Annotated in this window: 22 protein-coding genes, 4 tRNA genes and 1 riboswitch; of the genes, 13 read left to right on the forward strand and 13 right to left on the reverse strand. The window is 38.4% G+C overall.

From position 1 onward, the window contains the following. Window positions 1-104 precede the first annotated feature (104 nt). From BBI00_RS18170 to BBI00_RS18200, 7 genes are all read left to right on the forward strand, one after another. Window positions 105-935, forward strand: a complete 831-nt coding sequence (locus BBI00_RS18170) for an MbnP family protein (protein ID WP_083988574.1) — start codon at window positions 105-107, stop codon at window positions 933-935. Then, window positions 928-1,977 (forward strand): cytochrome-c peroxidase, encoded by a 1,050-nt coding sequence (locus tag BBI00_RS18175; RefSeq protein ID WP_065400266.1) that lies wholly within the window; start codon window positions 928-930, stop codon window positions 1,975-1,977. Before BBI00_RS18170 ends, BBI00_RS18175 begins: the two co-directional genes overlap by 8 nt. A 12-nt stretch (window positions 1,978-1,989) precedes the next feature. Next, complete coding sequence (locus BBI00_RS18180; protein WP_065400433.1) at window positions 1,990-2,937, forward strand: transporter; 948 nt, start codon at window positions 1,990-1,992, stop codon at window positions 2,935-2,937. A 251-nt stretch (window positions 2,938-3,188) separates the two neighbouring features. Next, window positions 3,189-3,373, forward strand: a riboswitch (cobalamin riboswitch). Window positions 3,374-3,557: 184 nt separating this feature from the next. After that, a complete protein-coding gene (locus BBI00_RS18185; RefSeq protein WP_317040183.1) occupies window positions 3,558-5,522 on the forward strand; it encodes a TonB-dependent receptor plug domain-containing protein in 1,965 nt (654 codons plus the stop codon). Continuing rightward, the gene (locus BBI00_RS18190) at window positions 5,519-6,652 is read left to right on the forward strand and encodes a YncE family protein (protein WP_065400268.1); all 1,134 of its coding nucleotides are present in this window, start codon (window positions 5,519-5,521) and stop codon (window positions 6,650-6,652) included. Before BBI00_RS18185 ends, BBI00_RS18190 begins: the two co-directional genes overlap by 4 nt. Before the next feature lie 14 nt (window positions 6,653-6,666). Continuing rightward, complete coding sequence (locus BBI00_RS18195) at window positions 6,667-7,860, forward strand: cell surface protein (RefSeq protein WP_065400269.1); 1,194 nt, start codon at window positions 6,667-6,669, stop codon at window positions 7,858-7,860. 36 nt (window positions 7,861-7,896) lie between these two features. Further along, complete coding sequence (locus BBI00_RS18200; protein WP_065400270.1) at window positions 7,897-10,155, forward strand: DUF5074 domain-containing protein; 2,259 nt, start codon at window positions 7,897-7,899, stop codon at window positions 10,153-10,155. A gap of 135 nt (window positions 10,156-10,290) precedes the next feature. Here BBI00_RS18200 and BBI00_RS18205 read toward each other — a convergent pair whose 3' ends face one another. The 9 genes from BBI00_RS18205 to BBI00_RS18250 form a co-directional block, all read right to left on the reverse strand. After that, window positions 10,291-11,079, reverse strand: a complete 789-nt coding sequence (locus tag BBI00_RS18205; RefSeq protein ID WP_065400271.1) for a T9SS type A sorting domain-containing protein — start codon at window positions 11,077-11,079, stop codon at window positions 10,291-10,293. Between the two features lie 205 nt (window positions 11,080-11,284). After that, window positions 11,285-12,058 (reverse strand): T9SS type A sorting domain-containing protein, encoded by a 774-nt coding sequence (locus BBI00_RS18210; protein WP_065400272.1) that lies wholly within the window; start codon window positions 12,056-12,058, stop codon window positions 11,285-11,287. A 677-nt stretch (window positions 12,059-12,735) separates the two neighbouring features. Next, a tRNA-Glu gene (locus tag BBI00_RS18215) sits at window positions 12,736-12,810 on the reverse strand. A gap of 64 nt (window positions 12,811-12,874) precedes the next feature. After that, a tRNA-Glu gene (locus BBI00_RS18220) sits at window positions 12,875-12,946 on the reverse strand. An 84-nt stretch (window positions 12,947-13,030) separates the two neighbouring features. Then, a tRNA-Glu gene (locus BBI00_RS18225) sits at window positions 13,031-13,102 on the reverse strand. A gap of 10 nt (window positions 13,103-13,112) precedes the next feature. Then, window positions 13,113-13,367: a 30S ribosomal protein S20 gene (gene rpsT / locus BBI00_RS18230; RefSeq protein ID WP_002983073.1), complete on the reverse strand. Its 255-nt coding sequence runs from the start codon at window positions 13,365-13,367 to the stop codon at window positions 13,113-13,115. A gap of 66 nt (window positions 13,368-13,433) precedes the next feature. After that, a complete protein-coding gene (locus tag BBI00_RS18235; protein ID WP_047380487.1) occupies window positions 13,434-13,754 on the reverse strand; it encodes a hypothetical protein in 321 nt (106 codons plus the stop codon). Between the two features lie 565 nt (window positions 13,755-14,319). Further along, a tRNA-Glu gene (locus tag BBI00_RS18245) sits at window positions 14,320-14,391 on the reverse strand. A 59-nt stretch (window positions 14,392-14,450) separates the two neighbouring features. Then, the gene (locus tag BBI00_RS18250; protein ID WP_065400274.1) at window positions 14,451-15,737 is read right to left on the reverse strand and encodes an N-acetylmuramoyl-L-alanine amidase family protein; all 1,287 of its coding nucleotides are present in this window, start codon (window positions 15,735-15,737) and stop codon (window positions 14,451-14,453) included. 53 nt (window positions 15,738-15,790) lie between these two features. Between BBI00_RS18250 and BBI00_RS18255 the strand changes: the two genes are divergently transcribed. The 3 genes from BBI00_RS18255 (at window position 15,791) to BBI00_RS18265 (ending at window position 19,331) form a co-directional block, all read left to right on the forward strand. Beyond that, complete coding sequence (locus BBI00_RS18255) at window positions 15,791-18,376, forward strand: putative LPS assembly protein LptD (protein ID WP_065400275.1); 2,586 nt, start codon at window positions 15,791-15,793, stop codon at window positions 18,374-18,376. A 119-nt stretch (window positions 18,377-18,495) separates the two neighbouring features. Beyond that, window positions 18,496-18,876: a RidA family protein gene (locus BBI00_RS18260; RefSeq protein ID WP_065400276.1), complete on the forward strand. Its 381-nt coding sequence runs from the start codon at window positions 18,496-18,498 to the stop codon at window positions 18,874-18,876. Next, window positions 18,876-19,331: a hypothetical protein gene (locus BBI00_RS18265; protein WP_065400277.1), complete on the forward strand. Its 456-nt coding sequence runs from the start codon at window positions 18,876-18,878 to the stop codon at window positions 19,329-19,331. The genes BBI00_RS18260 and BBI00_RS18265 overlap by 1 nt, the downstream gene beginning before the upstream one ends. A 79-nt stretch (window positions 19,332-19,410) precedes the next feature. On the opposite strand, the gene BBI00_RS18270 is transcribed toward BBI00_RS18265, so the two are convergent. Then, the gene (locus BBI00_RS18270) at window positions 19,411-20,940 is read right to left on the reverse strand and encodes a trypsin-like peptidase domain-containing protein (protein ID WP_065400278.1); all 1,530 of its coding nucleotides are present in this window, start codon (window positions 20,938-20,940) and stop codon (window positions 19,411-19,413) included. 372 nt (window positions 20,941-21,312) lie between these two features. Between BBI00_RS18270 and trhO the strand changes: the two genes are divergently transcribed. Continuing rightward, on the forward strand, window positions 21,313-22,665 hold the full coding sequence (trhO, locus tag BBI00_RS18275; RefSeq protein ID WP_065400279.1) for an oxygen-dependent tRNA uridine(34) hydroxylase TrhO: 1,353 nt from the start codon (window positions 21,313-21,315) through the stop codon (window positions 22,663-22,665). A gap of 52 nt (window positions 22,666-22,717) precedes the next feature. Beyond that, window positions 22,718-23,293, forward strand: coding sequence for a 5-formyltetrahydrofolate cyclo-ligase (locus BBI00_RS18280; RefSeq protein ID WP_065400280.1), 576 nt, complete (start codon window positions 22,718-22,720; stop codon window positions 23,291-23,293). On the opposite strand, the gene BBI00_RS18285 is transcribed toward BBI00_RS18280, so the two are convergent. Then, window positions 23,242-23,820, reverse strand: a complete 579-nt coding sequence (locus BBI00_RS18285) for a hypothetical protein (protein WP_065400281.1) — start codon at window positions 23,818-23,820, stop codon at window positions 23,242-23,244. The genes BBI00_RS18280 and BBI00_RS18285 overlap by 52 nt on opposite strands. Beyond that, window positions 23,804-24,985, reverse strand: coding sequence for a hypothetical protein (locus BBI00_RS18290; RefSeq protein WP_065400282.1), 1,182 nt, complete (start codon window positions 24,983-24,985; stop codon window positions 23,804-23,806). The genes BBI00_RS18285 and BBI00_RS18290 overlap by 17 nt, the downstream gene beginning before the upstream one ends. Before the next feature lie 183 nt (window positions 24,986-25,168). On the opposite strand from BBI00_RS18290, the gene BBI00_RS18295 reads away from it, so the two are divergent. Continuing rightward, window positions 25,169-25,510 (forward strand): hypothetical protein, encoded by a 342-nt coding sequence (locus BBI00_RS18295; RefSeq protein ID WP_065400283.1) that lies wholly within the window; start codon window positions 25,169-25,171, stop codon window positions 25,508-25,510. Window positions 25,511-25,806: 296 nt separating this feature from the next. Here the strand turns inward: BBI00_RS18295 and BBI00_RS18300 are convergent, their stop codons facing one another. Continuing rightward, window positions 25,807-26,574 (reverse strand): TrmH family RNA methyltransferase, encoded by a 768-nt coding sequence (locus BBI00_RS18300; protein WP_065400284.1) that lies wholly within the window; start codon window positions 26,572-26,574, stop codon window positions 25,807-25,809. Window positions 26,575-26,576 lie beyond the last annotated feature (2 nt).

The raw sequence follows: 26,576 nt of genomic DNA on the forward strand, positions 1-26,576 counted from the left end.
ATTTCACTTAAATAAACTTAAGTGTTAAAACTTATGTGCCTTTGGTGGTTAAAAAACAACGCTGTTACAGCAATTCAAAATCAATTCAACTTAAAAAATCAACAATGAAAATTTATAAATTTTTATCACTATTCTTTATTGCCTTTACTTTGTTCACCGTATCATCCTGTGATAGCAGCAGGGATGATGAAAATCCGCAGGATACCACGCCGGGAAATATTCAGATCAAATTTGAAAACGGGTTTAATAATCTGGGAAATATCGTTTTAAACCAGACGGTACAGACTTCCTCAAAGGGACAAAAGCATAATTTCTCTTCCTTAAAATATGTCGTAAGTAATATCACCCTGATCGATGAAGGCGGAAATGAGTTCAGATACAATGAAAACAATCCTGATAAAGGAGCTTTTATCATAGACCAGGCAGATGCGGTTGCCGGAGTGGTGTATCTGAATTTAGACGGAATTCCGAAAAATAATTATAAGAAGATCAGATTCGGATTGGGAGTCAGCCAGAAAGCGTATCTGCTGGGCCAGGACGGACAGGCAGAATTCTGGACCAAAGCCAAGCAGAAAGGAATGTCATGGTCATGGGCTGCAGGGTATGTGTTTGTAAAACTTGAAGGAAAATACGGTGCGGATTCAGCAGCTAAGGAATTTATGAATCATACGGGAAACATGGGAAATACAGCAGCCAATAATACCCCGGATCTATACCGTGAGATTACGTTGAACCTCCCGGTTACCGCAAGAGTTACCGGAAAGATCAGGCCTTCCATTCATATCCTGGCAGATCTGAATCAGTTTTTAAGTGGTGATAAAGCTCTTACCCTTACATCAGCCAATGATATGATGATGGGGTCCAGCCAGCATCTTGTAGATGTCACCAATAACCTTACCAAGATGTTTAAAGTAGATCACGTTCACAATGATTAATTTTTCAATTAAAATGATGCTGGCTGTGCTCATGATACTTTTAGGCTGTATTTCCTGTTCTGATGAGGTTATACAGCCGCTGGAGAAAGATGAGGCTTACCATTTGCAGTTTCCCGCTTACTTTCCGGAAATGTCTTTTGATCAGTCTTCAAACCCGGTCACCAGAAACGGGGTAGAGCTGGGAAGAAAATTATTCTATGAAGGAAGGCTTTCCAGAAACAACACCATCTCATGCGGGTTTTGTCATATCCAGGAAAATGCTTTTACCCATCATGGTCATACGGTAAGCCACGGTGTGGATGACAGGATCGGGATCAGGAATGCACCCCCTATACAGAATATGGCTTTTTTGAAAAAATATATGTGGGACGGGGTGATCCATGATCTGAATCAACAGGCAATCAGCCCTATTACAGACGTAAATGAAATGGACAGCTCTATACCTGAAGCCATCTCAAAGCTCAAAAATGATCAGAAATATAAAAAACTTTTCAGGGAAGCTTATGGAGATGAAACCATTACAGGAGAAAGGATTTTAAAGGCACTTTCACAGTTTATGGCCACACTGGTTTCAGCAGATTCAAAATATGACCGGTTCAGGCAGGGGCGGGAGCAGTTTACCCCGGAAGAATCCCAGGGCATGGCATTGTTTAATCAGAAATGCGCATCCTGTCATAGTGGAGAGCTTTTTACAGATGAAAGCTTCAGAAATACGGGAATGTATTACAATACTGAGTTTAAAGATGCGGGCCGCTACCGGGTCACCCTTGATCAGGCTGACTGGATGAAGTTCCGGGTTCCAAGCCTGAGGAATATAGAATATACCAAACCTTATATGCATGACGGAAGATTTTATACCCTGGAAGCAGTCCTCAATTTCTATTCGGATCATGTGGAAGATAATCCAAACCTTGATCCGCAGCTGAGACAAAACGGACGTACGGGAATTGCAATGAACAGCCAGGAAAAACAGCTGATCATAGCTTTCCTGAAAACACTGTCCGATAAAAGCTTTATATCCAATCCAAAATTTGCAGAATAAATGAGAGAAAACATGAAGAAGATAATATTGATAATATGCCTGGTCTTATTTAACCTGAATAAGGCCAATACCGTAAGAGACAGTATTTATATTACTCCTGAAAGCTATAGCAGGATCAGTTTTTATGATGATTGTGATGCCTGTGGTTGTGCTGCAGGAAACGGGTCATCCGGTTTTGAATCTTTACTGAACCCACAATTTATAGGAGTCAAATATTTTGCACAGCATTATAAGGCCAAAGAGAATTTATTTGTCAAAGACCTCACTCAGGATCAGTATTTCAATACACTGCAGATCTGGGGTAAAATTCCGGTGACGGAAAAACTGAGTGTATATGCCAGTCTGCCATTTCATTTTCACGAAAAAAAGACCACGCAGGGCGATATCAGAATCAATGGAATCGGTGACCTGAATCTGATGGGAATTTACAGGCTGGTGAAGTCAGGGGATAATTTCCATCAACTGAGCGGAGGCCTCGGCGTGAAAGTGCCTCTGGGTAAATTTGATGAAAAAGGAATATCAGGCGTCAACCCGAGCTTTCAGTTGGGAACAGGCAGCTGGGATTATCAGGCAGCTTTGAACTATAAATTTCAAAAAAATAAAATAGCCGTATTGATCAATACCGATTACACCATTAAAACTGAAAACAAAAAACATTACCGCTTCGGAAACCAATGGAATTATGCAGCCACCGGTTTCTATCAGCTCTCAGGAAATGAAAAAACCATATTTTCTGCTAAAACCGGGCTTCAGGGGGAAGTGTATGCACAGAATAAACAGTTTGGGGAAGGCTTGCCCAATACTGCAGGAAGTGCATTATATGGAAAACTGGGATTTGAAGCCTCTTATAAAAGGTTCAGCCTGGGAAGTGAAGTGATGCTCCCGTTATATACCCATCTTGCCGGAGGAGACATTGAGGCAAAATCAAGGTTCAGCGTGTTCCTGAATATTGGAATATAACGGATCTTGTAAAAAACATTTTTCCTGTCATGAATGAAAGAGTAAAGAATCTGAACATTGATGACTGATACAAAAGGCTGTTTCATTATTGGGGCAGCCTTCTTTCTGATTGGGGCATAAAGTTAAATATAATGACCGGTGCAGACAGTGATTTTCATCGTTTTATTTCTTTATTAAAACCGTTTTTTACAGCCTTCTGATATATAATATTGTAAATCATTTTGTTGATAACAGGATATAGCAATAATTTTCTATCTTTGCCGGAGTTTGGTGAGCCGTAAAAAGCTCTTAAAAGGGAATCCGGTGAAAATCCGGGACAGACCCGCTGCTGTAAGCTCCGCACCAAAGTTTTTGAAGAATATATCCACTGTTTTTTAATGGGAAGGATTTCAAAAATGGAGTAAGTCAGAAGACCTGCCAGAAAAATTAAACGTTTGACGCTTTCGTGGAATAAAGCTTAGGACACCAATGATTCTGTGCAGTGACTGCTGTGCTTTGTCGTTGCGTTCTTATATCCATTAGCGTCATCATTATCCCTGAATGAGCTAATGGTGGCAAAACTGATTACATCTCAATTTCATAAAATTGTTTTCACCGCTTCGGTGTTAACCTCTCACTTTTTGTTTTCCCAAACAAAGAAAAAAGACACTCTGGATGCAGAGACCATTAAGGTTATCAGTCTCTACAAAAAGAATTTTAAAGAAATTATTCCTGCTCAAATCCTACAGGGAGAAGAACTTGAAAGGCTTAACAGTCATTCTGTAGCGGATGCGCTGCGGTATTTTTCAGGAGTCCAGATCAAAGACTATGGAGGTATCGGAGGCTTAAAAACCATCAACATCCGCAGCATGGGAAGCCAGCATGTGGGCGTATTCTATGATGGGATCCAACTGGGGAATGCACAAAATGGCCTTGTTGACCTGGGAAGGTATTCGTTGGATGACCTGGAAGAAATATCGCTGTACAACGGGCAGAAAAGTGAAATTTTTCAACCCGCAAAAGATTTCGGTTCATCAGGATCAATCTATCTGCAGCCTAAAACACCTGTATTCAAAGGAAACAGGAAAACAAATCTGGTCATAAGGGCAAAAAGTGCTTCCATAGATCTTTTCAACCCTTCATTCCGCCTGGAACAGAAAATCTCAGACAGGATTTCCTCAAGTTTCAGCGGAGAATTTATGCAAAGTGACGGAATTTACAGATTCCGTTACGCCAAAAAATACCCTGACGGGCAGCAGGCTTATGATACAATTGCCAGGAGACAGGATTCGGATATTAAAGCCAAACGTTTTGAAACTTCTGTCAATGGAATATTCAATAACGGAAGCTGGAATGTAAGAGGGTACGGGTATATTTCAGACCGTGGAATGCCTGCACCTATTGTTAATGGGCGCTTTGGAGGCCGGGGAGCAAGACTTTCGGATGAAAATTATTTCGTACAGGCCCATCTGAGAAAAAAGCTGTTCCCAAAATTTGAAACCCAGCTGAAAGCAAAATTTGCCTACGATTATACCCATTTCATGGATACCGTTCGTTCGCAATCTATCATTTATACGGATAATGTCTATATTCAAAGGGAAGTATATCTTTCTTCTTCCAATATCTATTCTATCACTCCGAATTGGGATGTCAGTCTGAACGGAGATTTCCAGTACAATAATCTGGATGCCAATCTGGACAATTTCTCTTATCCTACCCGTTATACAACATTAGTAGCCTTGGCAACCACATACCAGTGGAACAGGTTTAAAATTCTGGGAAGCCTTTTGGGAACATTCACTTTTGAAGAAGTAGAAAAGAACAAAAGACCCGGAGACAGAAGAGAATGGACGCCTGCTGTATTTATGAGCTATCAGCCTGAGATTATTCCTGAGCTTACCCTTAGGGCTTTTTATAAAAAGATTTTCAGACTGCCAACCTTCAATGATCTTTATTATACCAATATCGGAAATACGTACCTGAGACCGGAATTTACCAGTCAGTATGATGTAGGGTTTACCTATAGAAAGAACTATAACATCAACAGTTTCTTCAAATTCTTTTATGCTAAAGTTGACGGCTACTACAATAAAGTACAGGATAAAATTGTAGCGGCTCCCAATGGAAGTATGTTCCGCTGGCTGATGATGAATCTTGGGCTGGTGGAGATCATGGGAGCAGATGTGAACGTCCAGACTGAAATGCAGCTTGGAAAAGTAAGATTGAGACCGTTACTTTCCTACACGTATCAAAGTGCGAGAGATATGAGCGATCCGGAAGATACGTTCTACCGTAATCAGATTCCTTATACGCCATGGCATAACGGATCATTCAGCCTTATGGCAGACTATAAAGACTGGAGTTTCAATTACAGTGCCATCTATGTGGGGAAACGGTATGATGTGAACCAGGATAATATTCAGTACAATTATGTGCAGCCCTGGTATACCCATGATCTGTCTGTTCAGAAGAAATTCAACTGGGCAAATCATCAGTTTAAAGTGAGCCTGGAGATGAATAATATCTTCAATCAATACTATGATGTAGTGATCAACTATCCGATGCCCGGAAGAAATTTTAAACTTATTCTAAACTTCACCCTATGAGAAAACTAAACTTTTATTTTTTATTTCTTGTATTGGCTTTTCTTACTTCATGCCGTACCGATGATATCATCGTACGTCAGGAAGTGGTAGAAGGATTACCTTCAGAAAATACCGCAATAAAAGGATTCTACATGTTGAATGAAGGGAATATGGGAAGTAATAAATGTACCCTTGACTTTTTCGATTATACCAAAGGAACCTATTACAGGAATATCTATGCGGAAATCAACCCGAATGTAGTGAAAGAGCTGGGGGATGTAGGAAATGATATCAAAGTCTACGGCAGCAAACTGTATATTGTCGTCAATGTTTCCAACAAAATTGAAGTACTGGATGCCAGAACGGCTAAACGAATTACTTCCATTCCGTTGCAGAACTGCAGGTATTTAGCCTTCAAAGACGGAAAAGCCTATGCCAGCAGCTATGCAGGACCTGTAGCGATCAATCCCAAAGCCCCTAAGGGAAAAGTAGTGGAAATTGATACCGCTTCTCTTGCTATTCAGCGTGAAGTTGTCGTAGGATATCAGCCCGAAGATATGGAAATCGTAGGGAATCAATTATTTGTTGCCAATTCCGGAGGCTATAAAGCTCCCGATTATGATAATACCATTTCTGTAATAGATTTAAACAGTTTTACGGAAATCCGGAAAATAGATGTTGCCATCAATCTTCATCACATTAAGAAAGACAATTATGGGGATCTGTATGTGAGTTCAAGAGGAGATTATTATACAGTTCCTTCCAGTTTATATCTGGTAGACGCCGCAACAGGAATGGTGAAAAAGGACTTCCATCTCGCAGTAAGCGAAATGACGATTGTGAATGATAAACTTTATTTCTACGGAAATGAATTCAATTACAATACCCACAGCTATAAAAAAACCTTCGGGATCATAGACGTGAAAACCGAAGAGATTATTGCCAACCACATTTTTGATCAGGAATACGAGAATGCGATTAAAACACCTTACGGAATCGCAGTTAACCCAATCACAGAAGATATCTATATAACGGATGCCAGAAATTACGTATCCATGGGTTTTGTGTATTGCTTTGATAAAAACGGGCATTTCAGATGGAAGACAGAAGGAGGGAATATTCCTGCCCACTTCGCTTTTTTATACAAATAATCAAATTTTAAGAAATGAGAAGAAATACCTTTACTTATTTAAAAATCGGGGTTTTATCATGCCTTCTTGCAGGAGTGACAGCCTGTAAGCATAATGATGAGGACGAGTTTACATTTAGCGGACTCGATGATTCCTATTCTATTGAGCGGTTAAAAGTTCTGACCATTCCTACCAATGCTTCAGGATCCGTTACATGGAGCATCAATGATTCTGTTATCTCCCAGAGTTCAGCGCTTGAGTTTATCAGCCCGAAGGCAAATGCCTATCCTCTGACTTTAAAAATCAATAATAAAGGAAACGAACAGGTTTACCATTCTAAAATAGTCGTTACCAAAGAAAAAGTACCTTACAGTAAATATATTGCCAAAGTATTGGATTTTCGGCCTGCTGTAGGACAGTTTATGAATGAAATCCCCGAATATACTCCCGGGAATACTGCTGCCAATATGCTTCAGAAAGCGAACGAATCTCTGGTGGGAGGGAACTCTACCATGATCAGTCTGGGAGGCTATGGCGGATACGTTGTTTTCGGTTTTGATCATACTGTTCCGAATCTTAATGGAAGAGACTTTAAGGTTCTTGGCAATGCATTCTTTGGAAATGATGCCAGTGAGCCGCGTTCAGGATCCTGTGAACCGGGAATCATTATGGTGGCCTACGACAGAAACAAAAACGGTAAACCCGATAATGATGAATGGTACGAAATTGCCGGTAGTGAATATTTCAAAAACACAACCGTAAAAAATTACAGCATTACCTATTATAAGCCCGATGAAAACAAACCTCCGGTCCCCGGAAGCGAATTCTGGCAGACCGATGTGGAATATATCAAATGGACCGATAACCTCGGGAATAAGGGCTTTAAAACAAAAAATACATTTCACGCACAGAGCTATTATCCTTTATGGTTCGCAGATCCTTCTTACAGCTTTTCGGGGACCAGGCTGGCCAACAATTTTTATGATCAGAACGGTGACGGATCCTATTGGGTAGGAAAATCATATGAATTCGGATATGCAGATAATGCACCGAATAACGATGAGGCCTCCAATATCGATATTTCCTGGGCTGTAGACAGCAGTGGAAGGTATGTGAAACTTCCGGGTATCGATTTTATGAAAATATATACCGGAGTCAACCAGGAAGCCGGCTGGCTGGGTGAAGTTTCCACAGAAGTTGCGGGAGCGTATGATTTACATCTCAAATAATAATTCAACAATACAATTTATTTAATTTAATAGAAAATGAAAAAGTTTTATGTTTTTATCATACTTTTTCTGTTTGCATGTTTATCAAATGCACAGATAAAAGTTCAGGGTGTGCCCCGAAATGATATTTCAGGGATCAGTAAGCTGAATACCACTACGATCAGTTTTTCTGATATTCAGTATTGGGTAGGTTCAGGATCGAACCAGGCTGCTTTTGTGGTACAGTGGAATGACAGTAAGAATCCTGATGCTCTGGTATGGGGATTTAAATGGGATGGAAATGCCACAGGAGAAGATATGCTGAAAGCTATTGCCAAAGCAGATCACAGATTATTTACACTGCTTTATCAGGGAACGCAATTCGGATCAGCGGTCGGAGGAATAGGTTTTGACCTGAACGGGCAGAATACCAATGCACTGATCAAAAGCGGGAATACCACTTATCCCCTGTATCCGGTGAATGGTTTTGTAAATACAACGGCATATGATTTTGACAGCTACACAATTATGGATGCCGCAAATGATCACTGGCAATCCGGATGGACTGTCAACGGATACTGGTCTTACTGGGTAAAAAATCCTGCCGATGCAGATTTTGGATATTCTAATGTAGGGGCTTCTTCACGTACATTGGAAAATGGCTCATGGGATGTCTGGAATTTTAACGTCGGATTCAATGAAACTCCGGTTTCATCAACAATTACTCCGGTTTCCCCATATGTAACTGCCACCAACTTTACCAACGGATATTTTTTGGTGAATGAAGAATGGTTTGGCCATACCAACGGTTCTGTAAACTTCATCGACAATAATGGGCAGATCAATTACCGTGTATACAGCAATGTAAACAATAACCAGGCTTTCGGAGCAACCACGCAATATGGAACGATCTACGGAGACAAATTCTATTTTGTATCCAAACAGGCTGCTGACGGAGGAGATACCCAATATACCCCTGGTGGGAGATTGGTAGTTGCCAATGCTCAGACCATGCAGAAAATTGCTGGTTTCAACAATATTGGAGGTGGTGACGGAAGATCATTTGTAGGAGTGAACGAACATAAAGGATATATCGGTACTTCTACCGGAATCGTACTCTTTAATATCGACAATATGCAGGTAGGTACTCTGATTGCCGGAACAGGAGGCAGCGGTCAGATAGGAAATATGATCCGTACCTCACAATATGTATTTGCAGTAAAACAAAATGTGGGAATTTTGGTGATTAACCCCAATACGGATACTGTAGTAAGTACTATTGCCGGAGGTTTCTACTCCGTTGTTCAGGCTAAAGATGGAAGTGTCTGGGGAATTCAGGAACAGAAGCTTGTCAATATCAATCCCACTACTTTTGCCACACAGGAGTATAATATTCCTACCACCAAATATTTCGGAGATTGGGGTGCATGGAATGCAGGCAGGTTTACAGCAAGTAATAAAGAAAATGCTTTATACTGGATCAATTCAGTAAGCGCATGGGCTTCAGGATCACAGATTGTAAGATTTGATGTTACGGCTAAAACATTTAATGAAAACTTTGCCGCTATTCCGGGACAGACAGGTCAGTATAAGCAAATTCCTTATGGTGCGGCACTTCGTGTAAATCCTGCTACCGGAGAACTTGTTTTGAATACAACGGAAAGCGGATATGGGGCTCACTTTCAGAAAAACTGGATTCATACCTACAATATGTCAGGCACTCTTACCAACACCAAAGTTTTGAATGATTACTATTGGTTCCCTTCCATAGCAGTTTTTACCAATAATTCGGTTCCTGTTGTAAGCAATACTCTGCCTTCGCAGGTTACAGCCGGAAGTACTACAAGCATTGATTTGAAATCCATAGTTTCAGATGCAGATAATATGGAAATATCAGTTGTAAAATCGATCAGATCAAACAGCAATCCTGCGGTAGTTTCTGCTGTGATTAATACTGATGATGAACTGGTTCTGTCGCCACTTGCTTCAGGAACATCTGATATTGTGCTTAGCTTTAATTCAAATGGTAAGATTGTGGAGAAAACGCTTACCGTGAACAGTACGACATCTACTTTAGCTACTGCTGAAGTTAAAAAACTTGAATTCAGTATCTATCCGAATCCGGTTATCGATATACTTTATATCAAAACACAGGAGAAAATCCAGAACGTTTCCATTTATGATGCTTCAGGCAGAACAGTTAATGCACCGCTGAACAACGGCCAGGTCAATATGAGTATGCTGCCAAAAGGAATGTATATCCTGAAAGCGGTAACTGATAAAGCGGTATATCAGCAGAAACTGATTAAAAAATAATTATAAACACCACTTATCTTATTTTATATAGCCCCGGCCAATACATTGGCCGGGGCGTTTTATTGTAAAAATGGGTAGGTACATATTCTAAATGAAACCGGCAGACTTTTAAGTCTGCCGGTTCAGGTCTCTCGTTTATTTAATAATAATTTTTCTGGAGTAGGTTTTGCCTTCTTTCGTCTTAAGATTCATAATGTAAACACCATCCGGCTGTCTGGTCTCAAATGTATTGGATTTGAGTTGGGTGCGGAATACCTCTTTTCCTGAAGTATTGGTCAGAGTAACTTCAGAACCTTCTGCAGGAATATTTTTGTCAAGAGTGATCTGCCCGCCTTCATGATGTGCCGTAAAGTTGATATACGGATCTTTGTACTGATATCCATAATACACCCTAAGCTCACCACCAAGGCTCAATAGTCCTGCGTTGGCATTGATCTTAATACGGTCAAACGGAATATTCATGGTAAGCTCAATCTCCCCTTTGCTCGGATCACCGGCGTTAAGCTTCAGGATATTATTGTTGAGGTTGGTATAGTCATTATTCGAAACATCTCCATTGAATGTTTCAATAGATACCCCTCCCAGAACCTGGGCAGTAAGGGGAGTACCATTTGAACCGATCCCGATCACAAGCTTATTGGTGTTATTATTGATATTGCTGGCAGGAAAGATCAGTGTCTGTTCCGTTCTTGCCAGTAATCCTATGGAAACCTGTAGCGTAGAATAATCGTTTTCGTTACTTCCTATGGCATTCAGAGGATTCAATACTCCACAGCCGATACAGATGCCGTATACCTGGCTGGTTTGGTTGTTTGCATAAATTTTGGTAATCTGTGCCGAAGACACAGCACTCATCAGGAACAGGAAAGATGCAGACAGAGCTGCTTTAATTGCATGCTGTCTCACTAATAAATTGTTTTTCATAGGGGTAAAATTTTAAGATTTAGTTTTTTGTAAAATTACACATAAATTGATTATGTTAGTTACTTTATTTCAATTTTTGGTGATATTTAAATATTTGTATTATATAAAATATATTTATTGTTTTTTATTTAATTTTTGCTTTATTGACTCTTAAATACCCTAAAAAAAACCGGCAGACTTTCAATCTGCCGGCTGTGGATATCATTTATTTAACAATAATTTTACGCGAATAGGTTTTACCATCTTTCGTCTGAACAGTCATAAAGTAAATTCCTTCCTGCTGCCTGGTGTCAAATGTTTTTGCTCCCAGCTTTGTGCGGTATACTTCTTTTCCGGAAAGATTGGTAAGAGCTACTTCAGCACCTTCCAGCGGAATATTGGCGTCAAGGGTAATCTGTCCCGCCTGGCTGTGAGCCATGATATTGACTAATGGATCCTGGTAAGCGTAATAAATTCTGAATCCTCCTCCAAGGCTCAGCACTCCTCCCGTTAAGCCTATCCTGATTCCGTCATAGGGTTTTTCAGGTTTGAATTCCACTGTACCTCTGTTAGGAGTTGCTCCCAGCTTAAGAAGGCTTACATCAATTGTTCTGCGGTCTTCATTGGAAGTTCCGCCATTCATGGTTTCAAGAGTTACCCCACTTAATAATTGTACAGATAAAGGAATGTTGTCTGTCCCGATGCCTACTACCAGTCTCGTATCTGATCTCAGATCAGGGAAGATTAAGGTTTGCTGGATACCGCCTAATAATGCAGTTCCCAATACCATCGTTGAGTAATCATCCTCATTGTTCCCGATTGCATTGAGTGGGTTTTCTACACGGCAGCCTAAACATGCTACTCCGAATACCCCGGAGCTTTGGGCGTGGGAATAAATTCTGTTTTGAGCAAATGATAAAGTGCCGGTTGAGATCAGAAACAAAGCAATGAATGCTGCTTTAAATGAGCGTTGCTTTCTCAAAAGTAAATTAAATTTCATGTTATTTATAATTTGGATGAATAGTTTTAGTCAAATTTAAGGATTAAAAGGAATAGTAAAAAATAATATTTCCATTTTTGGTGATTATTTTAATTTTATTTCTATTTTAATAAAATATAAAATGATTTTGTGTAAAAATTATTATTAAATAACTGGTAATGTGAATTTTTTTATTACAAATAAAAACGAGGTAGTTTAGACAGGTACAAGAGTTGGAGGATGCTATTGTTTATATTGACGGAATTGAAATTAACGCAAAGTTTCTATCATCCTTAAAAAACAAACATTCAAATGACCTTTCTTGCGTTTTTTAATCTTTATTTTACTTAGCAAAAATAGTGTACGTTTTGTGCTGCTCCCCAGCTTTTGAACCTGATCCGAAGTTTCTTCAGTTCATAAGAATCTTTTGCTCCCGGAATACAATATTGAAATCATTTTCAGGTATTTTCACTCAACAGAATCTTGTAGCGATCCCCAATTTTTGAACCTGGCTATCTGAAAAATAAGAAAATAATAATTTAAAGCGTTCGTAATCGCTTACCATAATGTAAAGAAACAGCACTGAATATTTTACCAACTTTTTGAGACTGACCAAAAAAAATATGTAATAGGAAAGTAAAACAGTTGGGAATAAAAGAATATATAAACGAAAAAAGGACTTTCGAAAAAGTCCTTTTTGGTAGCCCGTAGGGGAATCGAACCCCTCTTACCAGAATGAAAATCTGAGGTCCTAACCGATAGACGAACGGGCCCTCTATCTTCCATTACCGAAGTAATGTGTTAGCTTTGTTTTTATAAGTGTCAACTCTTAGTTTGTAGCCCGTAGGGGAATCGAACCCCTCTTACCAGAATGAAAATCTGAGGTCCTAACCGATAGACGAACGGGCCGGTTAGATTGTTTTAAAAGAATAGCTTTTCTACTTTATCTTTAAAAAACCACTGATTGTATACAGTGGCTTTTCAAGATATCAGTAGCCCGTAGGGGAATCGAACCCCTCTTACCAGAATGAAAATCTGAGGTCCTAACCGATAGACGAACGGGCCAGCTATGCTTTTACGCTAATTTATTAACGTGTTTTGTCAATTTGCTTTTCAAGTTAGCAGCTTTGTTCTTGTGGATAATGTTTTTCTTAGCTAATTTATCCAATAAAGCGATAACCTTCGGCAGTTGTTCTGTAGCAGCAGCTTTGTTCTCTTCATTTCTTAGAGCTTTCAATGCTGTTCTAGCAGTCTTGTGATAATATCTGTTACGAAGTCTTCTAGTTTCGTTTTGTCTGATTCTCTTTAGTGCTGATTTATGATTTGCCATATCGTTCAAATGTGAGTGCAAAACTATAAACTTTTTTTTAAACTACCAAATTTATTTTTAAAAAATTTAATTTTCTTCTGATAGATACTTTCTGAGTTTATTTATTGCCTGTTCTATTTTTAAATTTTCTTGTTCTTTTTCTAATTTTTTGATCGTATTTCCCAGCATGATCAGTGCATTGTTCCATTCTCCAGTGGTATTGGTGAAAGTAAGTCCGTCAATTGTTACTTCAAAAGCAACCCTTTCTCCAGTCCTGTAAAGTCGGAAACTGATTTTATCATCTCTGCCTGTAATCCCGTCTTCATTGATTTGTAAATCATAACTTTTTGGGTTAGAGTGGATTTTCTTAAAAAGCAATTTCGCTTCTTGTATCTTTAAATCCGGCATGATATAAAATTTGGTAGCCTGTAGTCAACTACAAACAATGATTTATCAATAATATTTTTCATCTGTGTTGCCATATCCGGGTGACCGATTATGGCTAAAATTTTTTTGCAAATATAATGCTTTTGTCATATATAATGGAATACGAATCAATTTTTACAGTAAAAATAAGTGGATTTCTATCACAGCAGGGAGTAATTACCATATTTTCAGAATGCTATAATGCAGCGCTGTTTGTCATTTTATCAGGGCTGTCATCAGATATTTAATGTATATTCTTTATATTACTGTAAGAGTATCCTGAATAATTCTGGACCAGTTGTAAAAGTTGCGGGATACTATTATTTATATTGATGAAAATTGAATTAACGCAAAAGTTTCTATGACCTTATTTCTATTCCTGAAGGTGCAAAGAATGGAATCAATGATTCGTGGATACAAAAAAAATAGTGTACGTCTTATACTGTTCCCCGGTTTTGGGAACCTGATCTATGATTCTGATCGTAAAGAAGAGAAGGAAACAGACATAAAAAAACCTTTAACGAATCCGTTAAAGGTTTTGTAAAGGTAGCCTATAGGGGAATCGAACCCCTGTTGCAAGAATGAAAATCTTGAGTCCTGACCACTAGACGAATAGGCCAAATTTTGAGGTTGCAAAAGTAAAAATTAACTTTTAAACTTCAAAATTATTTTTTTAAATTATTTATATATTTTCTGTATTACGGTGTTTTTGATGCCTTTAGCCTCAAGTTCTTTTTGAAGTTTTACAGCATCCTCCAAAGTATATACTTTTCCATAGGTATAGTAAAATACGCCGTTGTCTTTATTTCTTTCCACATCTTTCAGGTTCTGAACGATGTAAGAATTTCCGTTCAGCTTATCCCCTGCATAAACTTCTATGGTATAATATCCCATGCTGATTCGCTGGTTAGGCATGAAACCTACGGCAAAGGCATTTCTGAATCCGGCATCTTTGGCTGTTTTAAGATTGATGTCTTTTACAGAAGCCATATTGGTGACTGCATAGTAATATTTGTACTGTCCGTTTTCTTTAATGGTAAGAATATAGCTCAATCCTTTAAGGGCAGGATCATTTTCGTTGTATTTCGTAGGAGAGCTCATCAGTAGGATTCTGAAATCATTTTTCAGCGGAACTTCTGCCGGCTTTTCAGGTTCCTGCTTTTTGATGGCAATAGATCCTCCGGTTTTTCTGTCAATGGCTTTCTTATAATCAATAATGGCATTGTAGATACTCTCTGCAATTTCGCTCTGTCCTTTTTCCGAAGCAATATAGTGGCTTTCTTCCGGGTGATTGATGAATCCGGTTTCTATAAGCACAGAAGGCATGGCATTCATACGGAGAACGTGAAGATTCTTCTGGAAAACTCCTCTGGAAAATCTCTTATCTTTATTCACAAAGTTATCTTCTACCAATCCTCCCAAAAGAAGACTTGATTCCAGATATTTGCTCTGCTGAAGTTTCAGTGCTATTAAAGATTCCGGGGAATCCGGGTTGTAAGATCCGAAGATCTGCTTATCTTTTTCATCCAGAAAGATCACGTCATTTTCTCTTTTGGCTACCTCAAGGTTCTCGTTATTCTGGTTTGGCCCCTGTACATAAGTTTCCGTTCCGTAGGCTGTAGGTCTTGCTGAAGAATTACAGTGAATAGATATGAACAGGTCTGCTTTACTTCTGTTGGCCAGGTTGGTTCTGTCAGACAGGGAAGGGTATTCATCAATTTTACGGGTGTATATTACCTTGAAGTCTCTGTTTTTTTCAAGCATGGCTCCCACCTTTAAGGTAATGGCAAGCGTAATATCTTTTTCTGCGATTCTTCCTATGTCTGAATAGGTCCTGTTGGCCCCGTGATCACTTCCTCCGTGTCCTGCATCCAAAACAAGGGTAAACTTCTTCTGAGAGAAAATAAAGTTGCTGATAAGGATAAGGAGAAATGATAAAATTATTTTAAAATTTTGTTTGTGCATCTTACAGTTATAAAAATTATATTAATTTTGGGCCTTAATTATATAGAATAAAATTGGCCAAAACCGTCCTCAAAAATATATTACAAATTTTAATTATCCTAATTTTTAACAATTTTTTAGCACAGAAAACTCCTGAAAAATTGCCTAAAAATGCGGTTAATGATACTATTTCCAAAAAGGATACCATAGTTGTAAAAAAAGAAACGTTGGATGATGTTCTCCGTACAAAAGCGGACGACCAGCGCAGAGACATCCCTAAAAAGATGACATTCCTGAATAAGAATGCACAGGTAAAATATCAGGATATGCAGATTGATGCAGATTATATCTCCATTGATGATAATAAAAACCTGATCTACGCCAGAGGAAAGCAGGATTCTTTAGGAAAGATCATCGAACCTGTAATTACGACCCAGGCAGGAAAGAAATACGAAACCAACGAATTCAGTTATAATACGAAGACTAAGCAGGCCATCGCCTTCAATGCAAGAACTGAAGAAAGTGAAGGAGTGATCATTGCCAAGAAAACAAAAAAATATAACGATTCTGTTTTCGCAATGGTAAAAGCAGATTATACCACAGACGATTATTTTATCAAGAAAAAAGATACGGCTGCGGATTACTTTATGAGAGCTTACAACATCAAGCTTCTTAAAACCAAAACGAAATCCCAGATCGTTACCGGCCCTATTCAGATGTTTATAGAGCAGGTACCTACGCCTCTTTACCTTCCATTTGCCATCTTACCGTTTTCAGATAAAAGAGCAGCAGGTATTCTTATTCCCAGTTTCGGGGAAAGGGAAGATGTAGGTTTCTTCCTGAACGGGATAGGTTATTATCAGCCGATCGGGGAACATTTTGACCTTAAAGTCCTTGCTGATATTTATACGAAAGGAAGCTGGAACCTGCGTCCGCAGATGAATTATCAGAAGAAATACCGCTATTCCGGAACCTTCAATGCAGATATCGGAACCATGGTGAGAGGGATCAAAGGATTGGAAGATTATACCAGAAACAGTACATACAGGATCAACTGGACGCATTCACAGGATGCAAAAGCCAATCCATTCCTTACATTCAGTGCTTCCGTAGACATTGTAAGTACGAAATTCTACAACAATCCACTGAACAACAATTATATTTTCAATCAGAATGTATTGAATACCCAGCAGAACTCTACGGTAACGCTTACCAAAAGATTTCTGAAACTTCCGGTAACAATTACGGGAACAGCCTCTTATTCCCAGAACTTTGCCACCGGATTGGCAGACCTTCGTCTTCCGCAGATGAACGTAGCAGTGAATCAGTTCTACCTGTTCAAATCAAAAACAGGAGTAAGATCAGGGCTTCTTGAAAATATTACCGTCAATACAGGATTCAACCTGACCAATTTTGTGAATACTCAGGAAAATGAGCTCTTTAAAAAAGAAATGTGGGATAAAATGCAGACCGGGCTTAAAAATAATATTGCCATTGCAACCAATACCACACTGGCGAAATATTTCACATTCAGTTTAAGTGCCAATATTGACAATGCCTTAACGACCAAAACGCTGAACAGGTATTATGATCCTGTAAAAGCAGTTACAGTAGATGAAATCAATAAAAAGTTTGCCGGATATTCTACTTTCTCTACTACGGCAAGTATCCAGACGACCCTTTACGGGCAGATGGATTTTAAAAAAGGATCTGCTATTGAAGCAATCAGACATATGGTGACTCCAAGTATCGGGTTTACCTATTCTCCCGACTTCTCCAGTCCTAATTTCGGATACTATAAAAACTATTATAATGCGAACGGAGCCCTTACCCCATATTCTATTTTTGAGAAAGGTATTGTGGGAAGTCCTCAAAGCGGAATGGTGGGAGCTCTGGGTTTCAATATCGGAAACAACGTAGAAATGAAAGTCAGATCTAAAAGTGATTCTACGGGAGTAAAGAAGGTTAAGATCTTCGAATCTTTGAACCTTTCAGGGAATTATAACTTTGCGGCCAAAGATCACCCATGGTCAATTATTACCATCAACGGGCAATCTTCATTCCTTAACGGTAAACTGACGGTTAATACGAGTCTTTCCCTTGATCCGTATAAAATTGAATTTATTCCGGGACAGGACACAGGAATCAGAACAGAAAAATTCGGGGCCTTCAGTGTACAGGGATTCAACGTACAGATGTCTTATCCTCTGAGCAGCGAAATTTTTGGAGAGAAAACGGAATATGCTAAAAAGTATTCTAAAAAAGGAGAAGTCCGGAATGAGAATTACTATTTTGATGATGATAATTATGCCCATTTTGATCAGGCCTGGACTTTGAATATCAATGCCAACTATGCCTACTCAAAAGGACTGAACAGATTTGGAAGCAAAATTGCATCCGTAGGTCTTGACGGAAGTATCAAGCTTACCCCTTTCTGGAATATCAACGGTAGTACACACTATGACCTCGTGACCAAGCAGCTGGCTTATACAAGAATCGGTTTTGCCAGGGATCAGCGAAGTTTTACCATCAATTTCAACTGGGTTCCTTTCGGTCAGTATAAGGTATATGATTTCTTTATCGGGATCAAAGCCAATATCTTAAGTGATGCATTGAAATATAAAGACAGAAGCTTTACACAGCCGAATGCACCTTTCTAATATCAGATTGGCATTTGAGAATATAAATTTTATATTTGCAACCAAAATAAATTCTAACTAAATTACCGTTTAGAAAGTAGATGGTGATTGTATAAGATCAAAAAAATTAAATATCCGCTATGAAACAAGTAATCAACACAGTGAACGCTCCTGCAGCAATCGGGCCTTATTCACAAGCTAATATGGCAAACGGAGTATTGTATATCTCCGGACAGATTCCTGTAGATCCTGCAACTGGTAAACTGGTAGAAGGAATTGAAAAAGAAACGCACCAGGTAATGAAAAACCTTGAAGCAATTCTTACAGAAGCCGGAATGACTTTTAAAAACGTTGTAAAGGCTACAATTTTCCTTAAGAGTATGGATGATTTTGCTGTAATGAATGATATTTATGCGTCTTATTTAGATGCGGAAAGCTATCCTGCACGTGAAACGGTACAGGTGTCCTGCTTACCTAAAAATGTGGATATCGAAATCTCTATGATCGCACATCAGGATTAATGAATTTTATAAGAAATACAATTGCGGTGCTTGTAGGCCTTGGGATAGCCGGGCTTATTATTACTCTTGGTATAAGGGCTTTTCCGCAATGGGTAACTTTTGAAGCGTTTGCTCCTTTCGAGCATTGGCAAAGGTTTCTTTTCAGTATGAAAGATGATAAGGCATTTTTCGGTTTCCTGCTGTTTATTTCCGGACTGGGAACAACAATAGGAGGGGTGGCAACAGCTATTATCGTTAAATATGCCAAAGTAGCCTATGCTATTCTGATTGGCTTTATCATGCTTTTCATTGCGATGTTGGATGTTATTATTTTCCCTTATCATCCTACATTTTATAAGATTTCCATCTTCCTTACTTTCTTCCCGTTTTCATGGATCGGGGGTAAGATCGTAGAAGTGATCTACGAAAGAAACAAGAAGAAAATGATCGCTGAAAAAATGAATAAACCTAAATAAAAAAATAAAATAATAAAAAAACGCTGCAGATATCTGCAGCGTTTTTTTATTGACAGGTCAACTGTTGTTCAGTGCCTGATTAAGGCATTTTAAATCCTTTTGTATAAATTCTTCCGTAGTCATCTACAAACTTCACCTGTACATTCCCCTGATATTTATCCAGGATCTTTTCTACATCTTTTTGTGAGTTGACCGGTTTTCCGTTAATCTCAATAATGATATAATTGTCTACAATCCCGATTTTAGCCATTTCGCTGCCTTCAGAAACGTTTTTGGCAACTACACCGCTGTTCAGCCCGTATTCTGTTTTGAATCGCTCGGTAAGAGGTTCAAACTCCGATCCGATTTTTTCGGTTACGGAAAGATCAGCTTTGGTTTTTGTAGATGTTCCTCCTTTCTGGTCCTTCAGCGTTACGGTAGTTGTATTTTCTTTACCATCTCTTAAATAGGTGACAACAACTTTGTCTCCCGGACGCTTGCTTCCGATAGACATAGACAGGTCAGCGAAGTCTGTCACTGCATAGCTGTCAACTTTGGTAATGATATCTCCTTTTTTCAGTCCTGCATCCTCGGCACCGCTTTTCTCACCGAATCCTGTGATATAGATTCCGGAACCTACTTTAAGGTTGGTTTTAAACTGTCTGTTGTATCCTGCCACCAACTGATCATTGGATAGATCTAATGACTGAACACCCAGGAAGCCTCTCTGTACAATTCCGAATTTCTTGATGTCTTCAACAATTTTTCTTGCCAGGTTAGCAGGAACAGCAAATCCGTATCCCTGATAGTATCCTGTAGTAGACTGAATCGCAGAGTTGATCCCGATAAGGTCTCCGTTGGTATTCACCAATGCTCCTCCGGAGTTCCCAGGGTTGATCGCAGCATCGGTCTGAATAAAGCTTTCAATAGGATTGGCTGCTTTACCCTGGCTTCCCAGGATTCCGATTCCTCTTCCTTTAGCAGAGACAATACCTGCCGTTACGGTAGAATTAAGCCCAAGCGGGTTTCCTACGGCAAGCACCCATTGTCCTACTTCAATATTGTCTGAGTTCGCAAAATTCAGGTAAGGAAGACCTTTTTCTTCAATTTTCAGTAACGAAATATCTGTGTTAGGGTCGGTTCCTACCAAAGTAGCGATATATGATTTTTTATTGCTCAACACAACCTCCAGCTTATTGGCACCTGCCACAACGTGATTGTTAGAGATAATATAACCGTCCGGAGAGATGATTACCCCTGAACCCATTCCTGATGGCATATTATCAGGAGCCTGCTGTTGCTTTTGTCTCTGCTGGCCTCTTCCTCCGAAAGGATCTCCGAAGAAAAAGTCAAACAGATCCTGCTCTGAAGCTCTGCTGGATGTTCTGCTTTGATAATTTTTAATGGTCACTACAGCCGGAACAGTCGTTTTGGCTGCTTTTACAAAATCATCGCCTACTGCTCCTGTATTCATTCCTACAAATGAAGCTGTAGGTGCTGCTGTTGTGAAATAAGACTGATCTCCATTGTTGGAACCGTGTCCGAAATATTGTATAGCTCCAACGGTAGTAGCTCCTGAGATAACTCCAACTACTGCAAATGGTAATAGTTTTTTTAAAGTACTCTTCATTGTATATCTTTCTTGTTTATTAATTAATTTCTTTTTTATGTTTTTGAGTAAACAAATTTAATGTTAAATAAGTAAGCAATTAGTATGCTATGTTTCAATTTTAACTAAAATTTAACTGCTATTATGTCATTTTATACATTATGTCATAATGTTGATGTCATAGTTAACAAAACTTAAAAAAATATTAAAGAATCTACGGTAGATACTGCAGCCTGTTAAATCTGTAACAATTGTTCATTTTTATCATTACTTTCCTATTTCTGAATCCTTCACTACCGCTTGTTTGTCCTTATCATTACCGCCTATAAATATACTTAATTAAAAATTCCTATCTTTGCAAAAATTATTTTTCTCACTTAAAACGTTTATAGCATGCAACTGTATAACACCTTAAGCGCAGAAGAAAGAGCTCTACTTATTGATGAAGCTGGTAAGGAACGCCTTACATTGTCTTTCTATGCGTATGCCAAAATTGAAGATCCCAAAAAATTTCGTGACGACTTATTTATAGCCTGGAATGCCCTTGATGCTCTTGGCCGTATCTATGTGGCCCATGAAGGAATCAATGCTCAGATGAGTGTTCCTGCAGATCAGTTTGAGGCCTTCCGGGATACGCTTGAAGTATATGACTTTATGAAAGGGATCCGTTTGAATGTAGCGGTGGAGCAGGACAATCATTCCTTTCTAAAACTGACCATTAAAGTCAGAAACAAAATTGTGGCTGACGGCCTGAACGATGAAACTTTTGATGTAACCAACAAAGGAGTTCATTTGGGAGCAAAGGAATTCAACAATATGCTTGAAGATCCGAATACCATCGTTGTTGACTTCAGAAATCACTACGAAAGTGAAGTAGGACATTTTGAAGGAGCTATTACTCCTGATGTGGAAAACTTCAGAGAAAGCTTACCGATCATCAACGAACAGCTGCAGGATTTTAAAGAAGATAAAAACCTTTTGATGTATTGTACAGGCGGAATCCGTTGTGAGAAAGCCAGTGCGTATTTTAAACATCAGGGATTTAAAAATGTATTCCAACTGGAAGGCGGAATCATTGAATATACCCGTCAGATCAAAGAAGAAGGAATTGAAAGTAAATTCATCGGTAAAAATTTCGTATTTGACCACAGATTAGGGGAAAGGATTACGGATGACATTATCGCACAATGCCACCAGTGTGGAAAACCGTGTGATAATCATACCAATTGTGCCAATGATGCCTGTCATCTTTTATTTATCCAGTGTGATGAGTGTAAAGCTGCCATGGAGAATACATGTTCTACAGAATGTCTTGAAACAATTCATTTACCTTGGGATGAACAGGTGAAACTGAGAAAAGGCCTTCAGGTAGGAAATAAAGTATTCAGAAAAGGAAAATCTGATGCGCTGAAGTTTAAAAATTCAGGGGATCTTCCTAAAGCACCTTTGGCAAAAGCTGAAACCAAAAACATCCGCCAGAAAATAGCAGTTAAGAAAGTATTGCTTGGAAAGGCCGAGCATTATTATTCAAAATCAAAAATTGCACAGTTCCTGGTTGAGAATGGTGAACTTTCGGTAGGAGATAAAGTTTTGATTTCAGGACCTACAACCGGTGAGCAGGAAGTGACCATTACCGAAATCTATGCAAACGGAGGTCCATGTGAAACTGCAAAAGCAGGAGATCAGATCACTTTTGAACTGCCGTTCAGAGTTCGTTTGTCTGACAGATTATATAAAATTGTATAAGCTGTAAGGAAGTTTTAAAATAATAAAGCTGCCTTTAAATAATTTAGTCATTATGCTAAAAGCTGAGCTTAGAAAAAAATATATGCAAAAAAGAAAAGCCTTGTCTCGTGATGAGGCTTTCTTGTTATCTGAAAAGATCTTTCAACATTTCATTACTTATTTTAAACCTAAGACAGGGCAGAAGGTGCATATTTTTATCCCGATTGAAAAGTTTAATGAGATTGATACCCAAATCTTCATCCAATATTTTTTAGCACAGAATATCCGAGTATATGTGCCTAAGATCGTGGCGGACAAACTTATCAACATTGAAATTTTTCATGATACCGTGTTTGAAACCAACAGCTGGGGGATTTCAGAACCGGTTTCCAATGAAGATTCCGGTGAAACATATTTTCATTATGTCATTACTCCTTTATTGTATTGTGACAGAAAAGGAAATAGAGTAGGCTATGGAAAAGGTTTTTATGACGGTCTTTTTCAAAGCATCTCACCCGATACAAAAAAAATCGGAGTCAATTACTTTGACCCCGATGAATATATTGATGATGTCTGGGAAAATGACATTCCTTTAGACTATTTGGTTACGCCTACTGAAGTACTGTCTTTTTTAAGCGGCTTGGAATAAAAATCCAGGAAGTAAAACTTAAATTCTTTTTTAAGCTTTGATGTTGACAGCAGGATATACTGTGCATTCTTTTCGAAGCTTCCCAAAGACTTATTCTTGCTGTCAAAATATTCCACATTGAATTTGGCGTAGTCCAGCGTATCCTTTTTGTAGAATTCTTTATAGACGTTCAGGTTGTTTACCTTTACAGATTTTACCTTCATACTGTCAAGTTCCTTGATAAGTCGTTTAAATGTCAAAGAGTCAGGCTTATGGAAGTAGCTTTCCATTTGTGAATAAATGACAGTGTCTATTTCCGTATTTCTGTTTCCGGAAAGGTATAGTGTAGAAAGATCAAGAAGTTCCTGAACCTTCTGTTTGGTAATCGAATTGATGGCCTGCATACTGTCCATTTGTACGGCAGGATAGCTTTTCTCATTATTGCTGTTTCGCAGCTTGTCAAGATCGCTTACTTCTGTTTTTTTATTACAGGCAGCTAATAAAACCAGAAGAATGGTGAAAATTAAAAAGTTATTTATTCTTTTCATCTGTGGAGGTAATTTTAAATTTAATGGAAATGATTTTGCCTTTCGTGTCCTTTTTCATTTCTATTACATTCAGATTTTTTAATGATGTAGTAGGAGTGGTTACAAGCGTAATGTATTTTTGTTTATTGAGGCTTTCAATACCATAGGTGTTATTGTCGTACACCTGATAGATGACCGCATTATTACTGATCAGATTTTCCAGCTGATTTCTTTTCTGTTTGATGAGGGCTACCTGTTCTTCATTGTTGCCGCCTTTGATATCTTTGATAGAGAAATAATAAGCCGCCATTTTATAATCATCCGGTTTGAGCTCTATTTTCTCTTCTTCAGGGGCGTTTTCCAGATTCCTGTTGACTTCCAGAGGCTCGTAGAAAGGAGCGTTGATCCGCATTTTCAGGTTTTTATCTTTTGTGGAATAATAAAAACACTCTCCGGGCTTTATTTTATACATCAAAGGAGATTCGTTTTCCTTGATCACCATTATTTCTAACGTGTTGATCACAGAAACACCTCTGTCTTTGTCTATAAAACAATATTTATAAGTTTTTGAAAAAAGTACATCCTTAAATCCTAAAATTCCGGTAATGGCAATCAAAACTGAAGTGACCAGTGCCCATGCATTCTTTTTAAAGAAATTTTTTCTGGGTTGCGTAGCTAAAATCTCAACATCTCTTTGGATATTCTGATTTGATTTAACTTGTTGGTTGTCAGTATTTGTTTTTTGTAAATCAGTATTTTCGACTGGCTGAATGTCAACTTTTGAAGCCTGAATTTCAGTTTTTAGAAGATCAGGTGCTGAAGAAACGGTTTTTTCCAGTTCACTGATTTCTTCTTCCTCAAGATCTTCATTTTCCTGCAGCAATTCTCCGGCAAAAAGATGCTGTTTCTTAAACTCGTACCATGAGTCATAACCTGCATAAATACTCAATAAATTGAGCATGTCTATTCTTGGTAATTTGGTGACCGGTGAATTTTTAAAATAGGTGTAAAAAGATTTTTCACTGATGTTTCCTTTCGCTTTTTTGCGAAGGTCTTCCTGGAAATATATGATATCTATACCCTTCCACTTGGAAATATCATCCTGTGAAGGGGTATATTCTTTTAAGTATTGACTCTGGACATCCTTTTTTAGCTGTTCAAAGTGTAATAGATCTAAATCTGTCAATTTTTCAAAAAATAATTAAATTGTTGATTATCAGTTATGTTTTTTTGTAAAACTATTTTACAAAGGTATTACAATTATTTTTCATAAACAAATTTTCTAACTGCTCTACCTTTGTCTTGTTCAAATAACAGAACAGAAGAAAATTTTATAAAACAATATTAACAAAATTAAATTTAATTTATTATGAAAAAGTCATTATTCGTAGCTGCTATCGCTGCAATCTCTTTAGTTGCTTGTAAAAAAACTGAAGCTACTTCTACTGAAGGAGCAACTGATTCTGCTGCTGCTCAAGTAGCTGATTCTGCTGCTGTAGTTACTGATTCTGCTGCTAAAGTTGTTGACTCTGCTGCAACTGCTGCTGTAGGTGCTACTAAAGATGCTGCTGCTGCTACAACTGCTGCTGGTGCTGAAGTTGCTAAAGATGCTGCTAAAGGTGCTGCTGACGCTGCTAAAGGTGCTGCTGATGCTGCTAAAGGAGCTGCTGATGCTGCTAAAGATGCTGCAAAAGACGCTGCTAAGAAATAATTCTAGCATAAGCTTAACAATAAAAGAACCGTTTCACCCAGTGAAACGGTTTTTTTGTGCTTTATCATCAACTCTTCTCATGTTATGATAAACCGAAGTGAAGCAATCTGCAAATAATGAGACAAAGTTTTTTGTTTCACAACATACATGGCTATAAGCTGCCGGGAGATTACTGAAGCTTAAAAAAGCAATTATTGATCTCGTATTTATCTAAGGTAAATGTATTATGCTGTTGTTGGCTTTCAGTAATTATGACTGATTGTTACTTTCAGTCTTATTCTTCCAGCTACCATCCTTTATCCTTTCTTCTGCCTCAACGATTCATAGCAGGTAATAGCCACAGCATTGCTCAGGTTCAGGGAATCAATACTTCCGGCCATCGGAATCAGTGTGTTTTTCCCTTTTCCGATCCAGAAATCACTTAAACCTGAATGTTCGGTCCCGAATAATACTGCTGAACGTTGTGTAAAATCTCTTTTATAAAGGTCTTCAGCACTTTCATCCATCAGGGTTGTATAGATATTGAAACGGTTTTTCTGAAGAAACTCCAGGGTTTCCGCATTTTCAGCCTGATAGACTTCCATTCCGAAAAGACAGCCTACACTGGATCTGATGACATTAGGATTGTAAAAGTCTGTTTTTCCGTCTGCCACAATAAGAGCATCCACCCCGAATGCTTCGCAGCTTCTTAAAATAGCTCCAAGATTTCCGGGTTTTTCAACGCCTTCAACAATGATGACCGTAGAGTTATCTTTCGGAATAAATGAAGAAAGGGGTGTTTCTTTTGCCGTGTATACTCCAATGATTCCTTCAGAACTTCCTCTGTAAGCAATCTTTTCATATACTTTTTCACTTACATAATGGATTTTTCCTTCAGGAAGCGTTCCTTTAAAGATGTTTTCACAGACAAAGAACTCCACAGGCTCGAAATTGTACTGAATGGCCCTTTCATTTTCCTGCTGTCCTTCAACTACAAAAACTTTTGATTTTTTACGGAAACGGTTGTCAGTAAGAAGCTTAGTGACATTTTTTATCTTATCGTTTTGAAAACTTTCTATCAACATTC

It is taken from the genome of Chryseobacterium arthrosphaerae (genome assembly GCF_001684965.1).
Lineage (GTDB): Bacteria > Bacteroidota > Bacteroidia > Flavobacteriales > Weeksellaceae > Chryseobacterium > Chryseobacterium arthrosphaerae.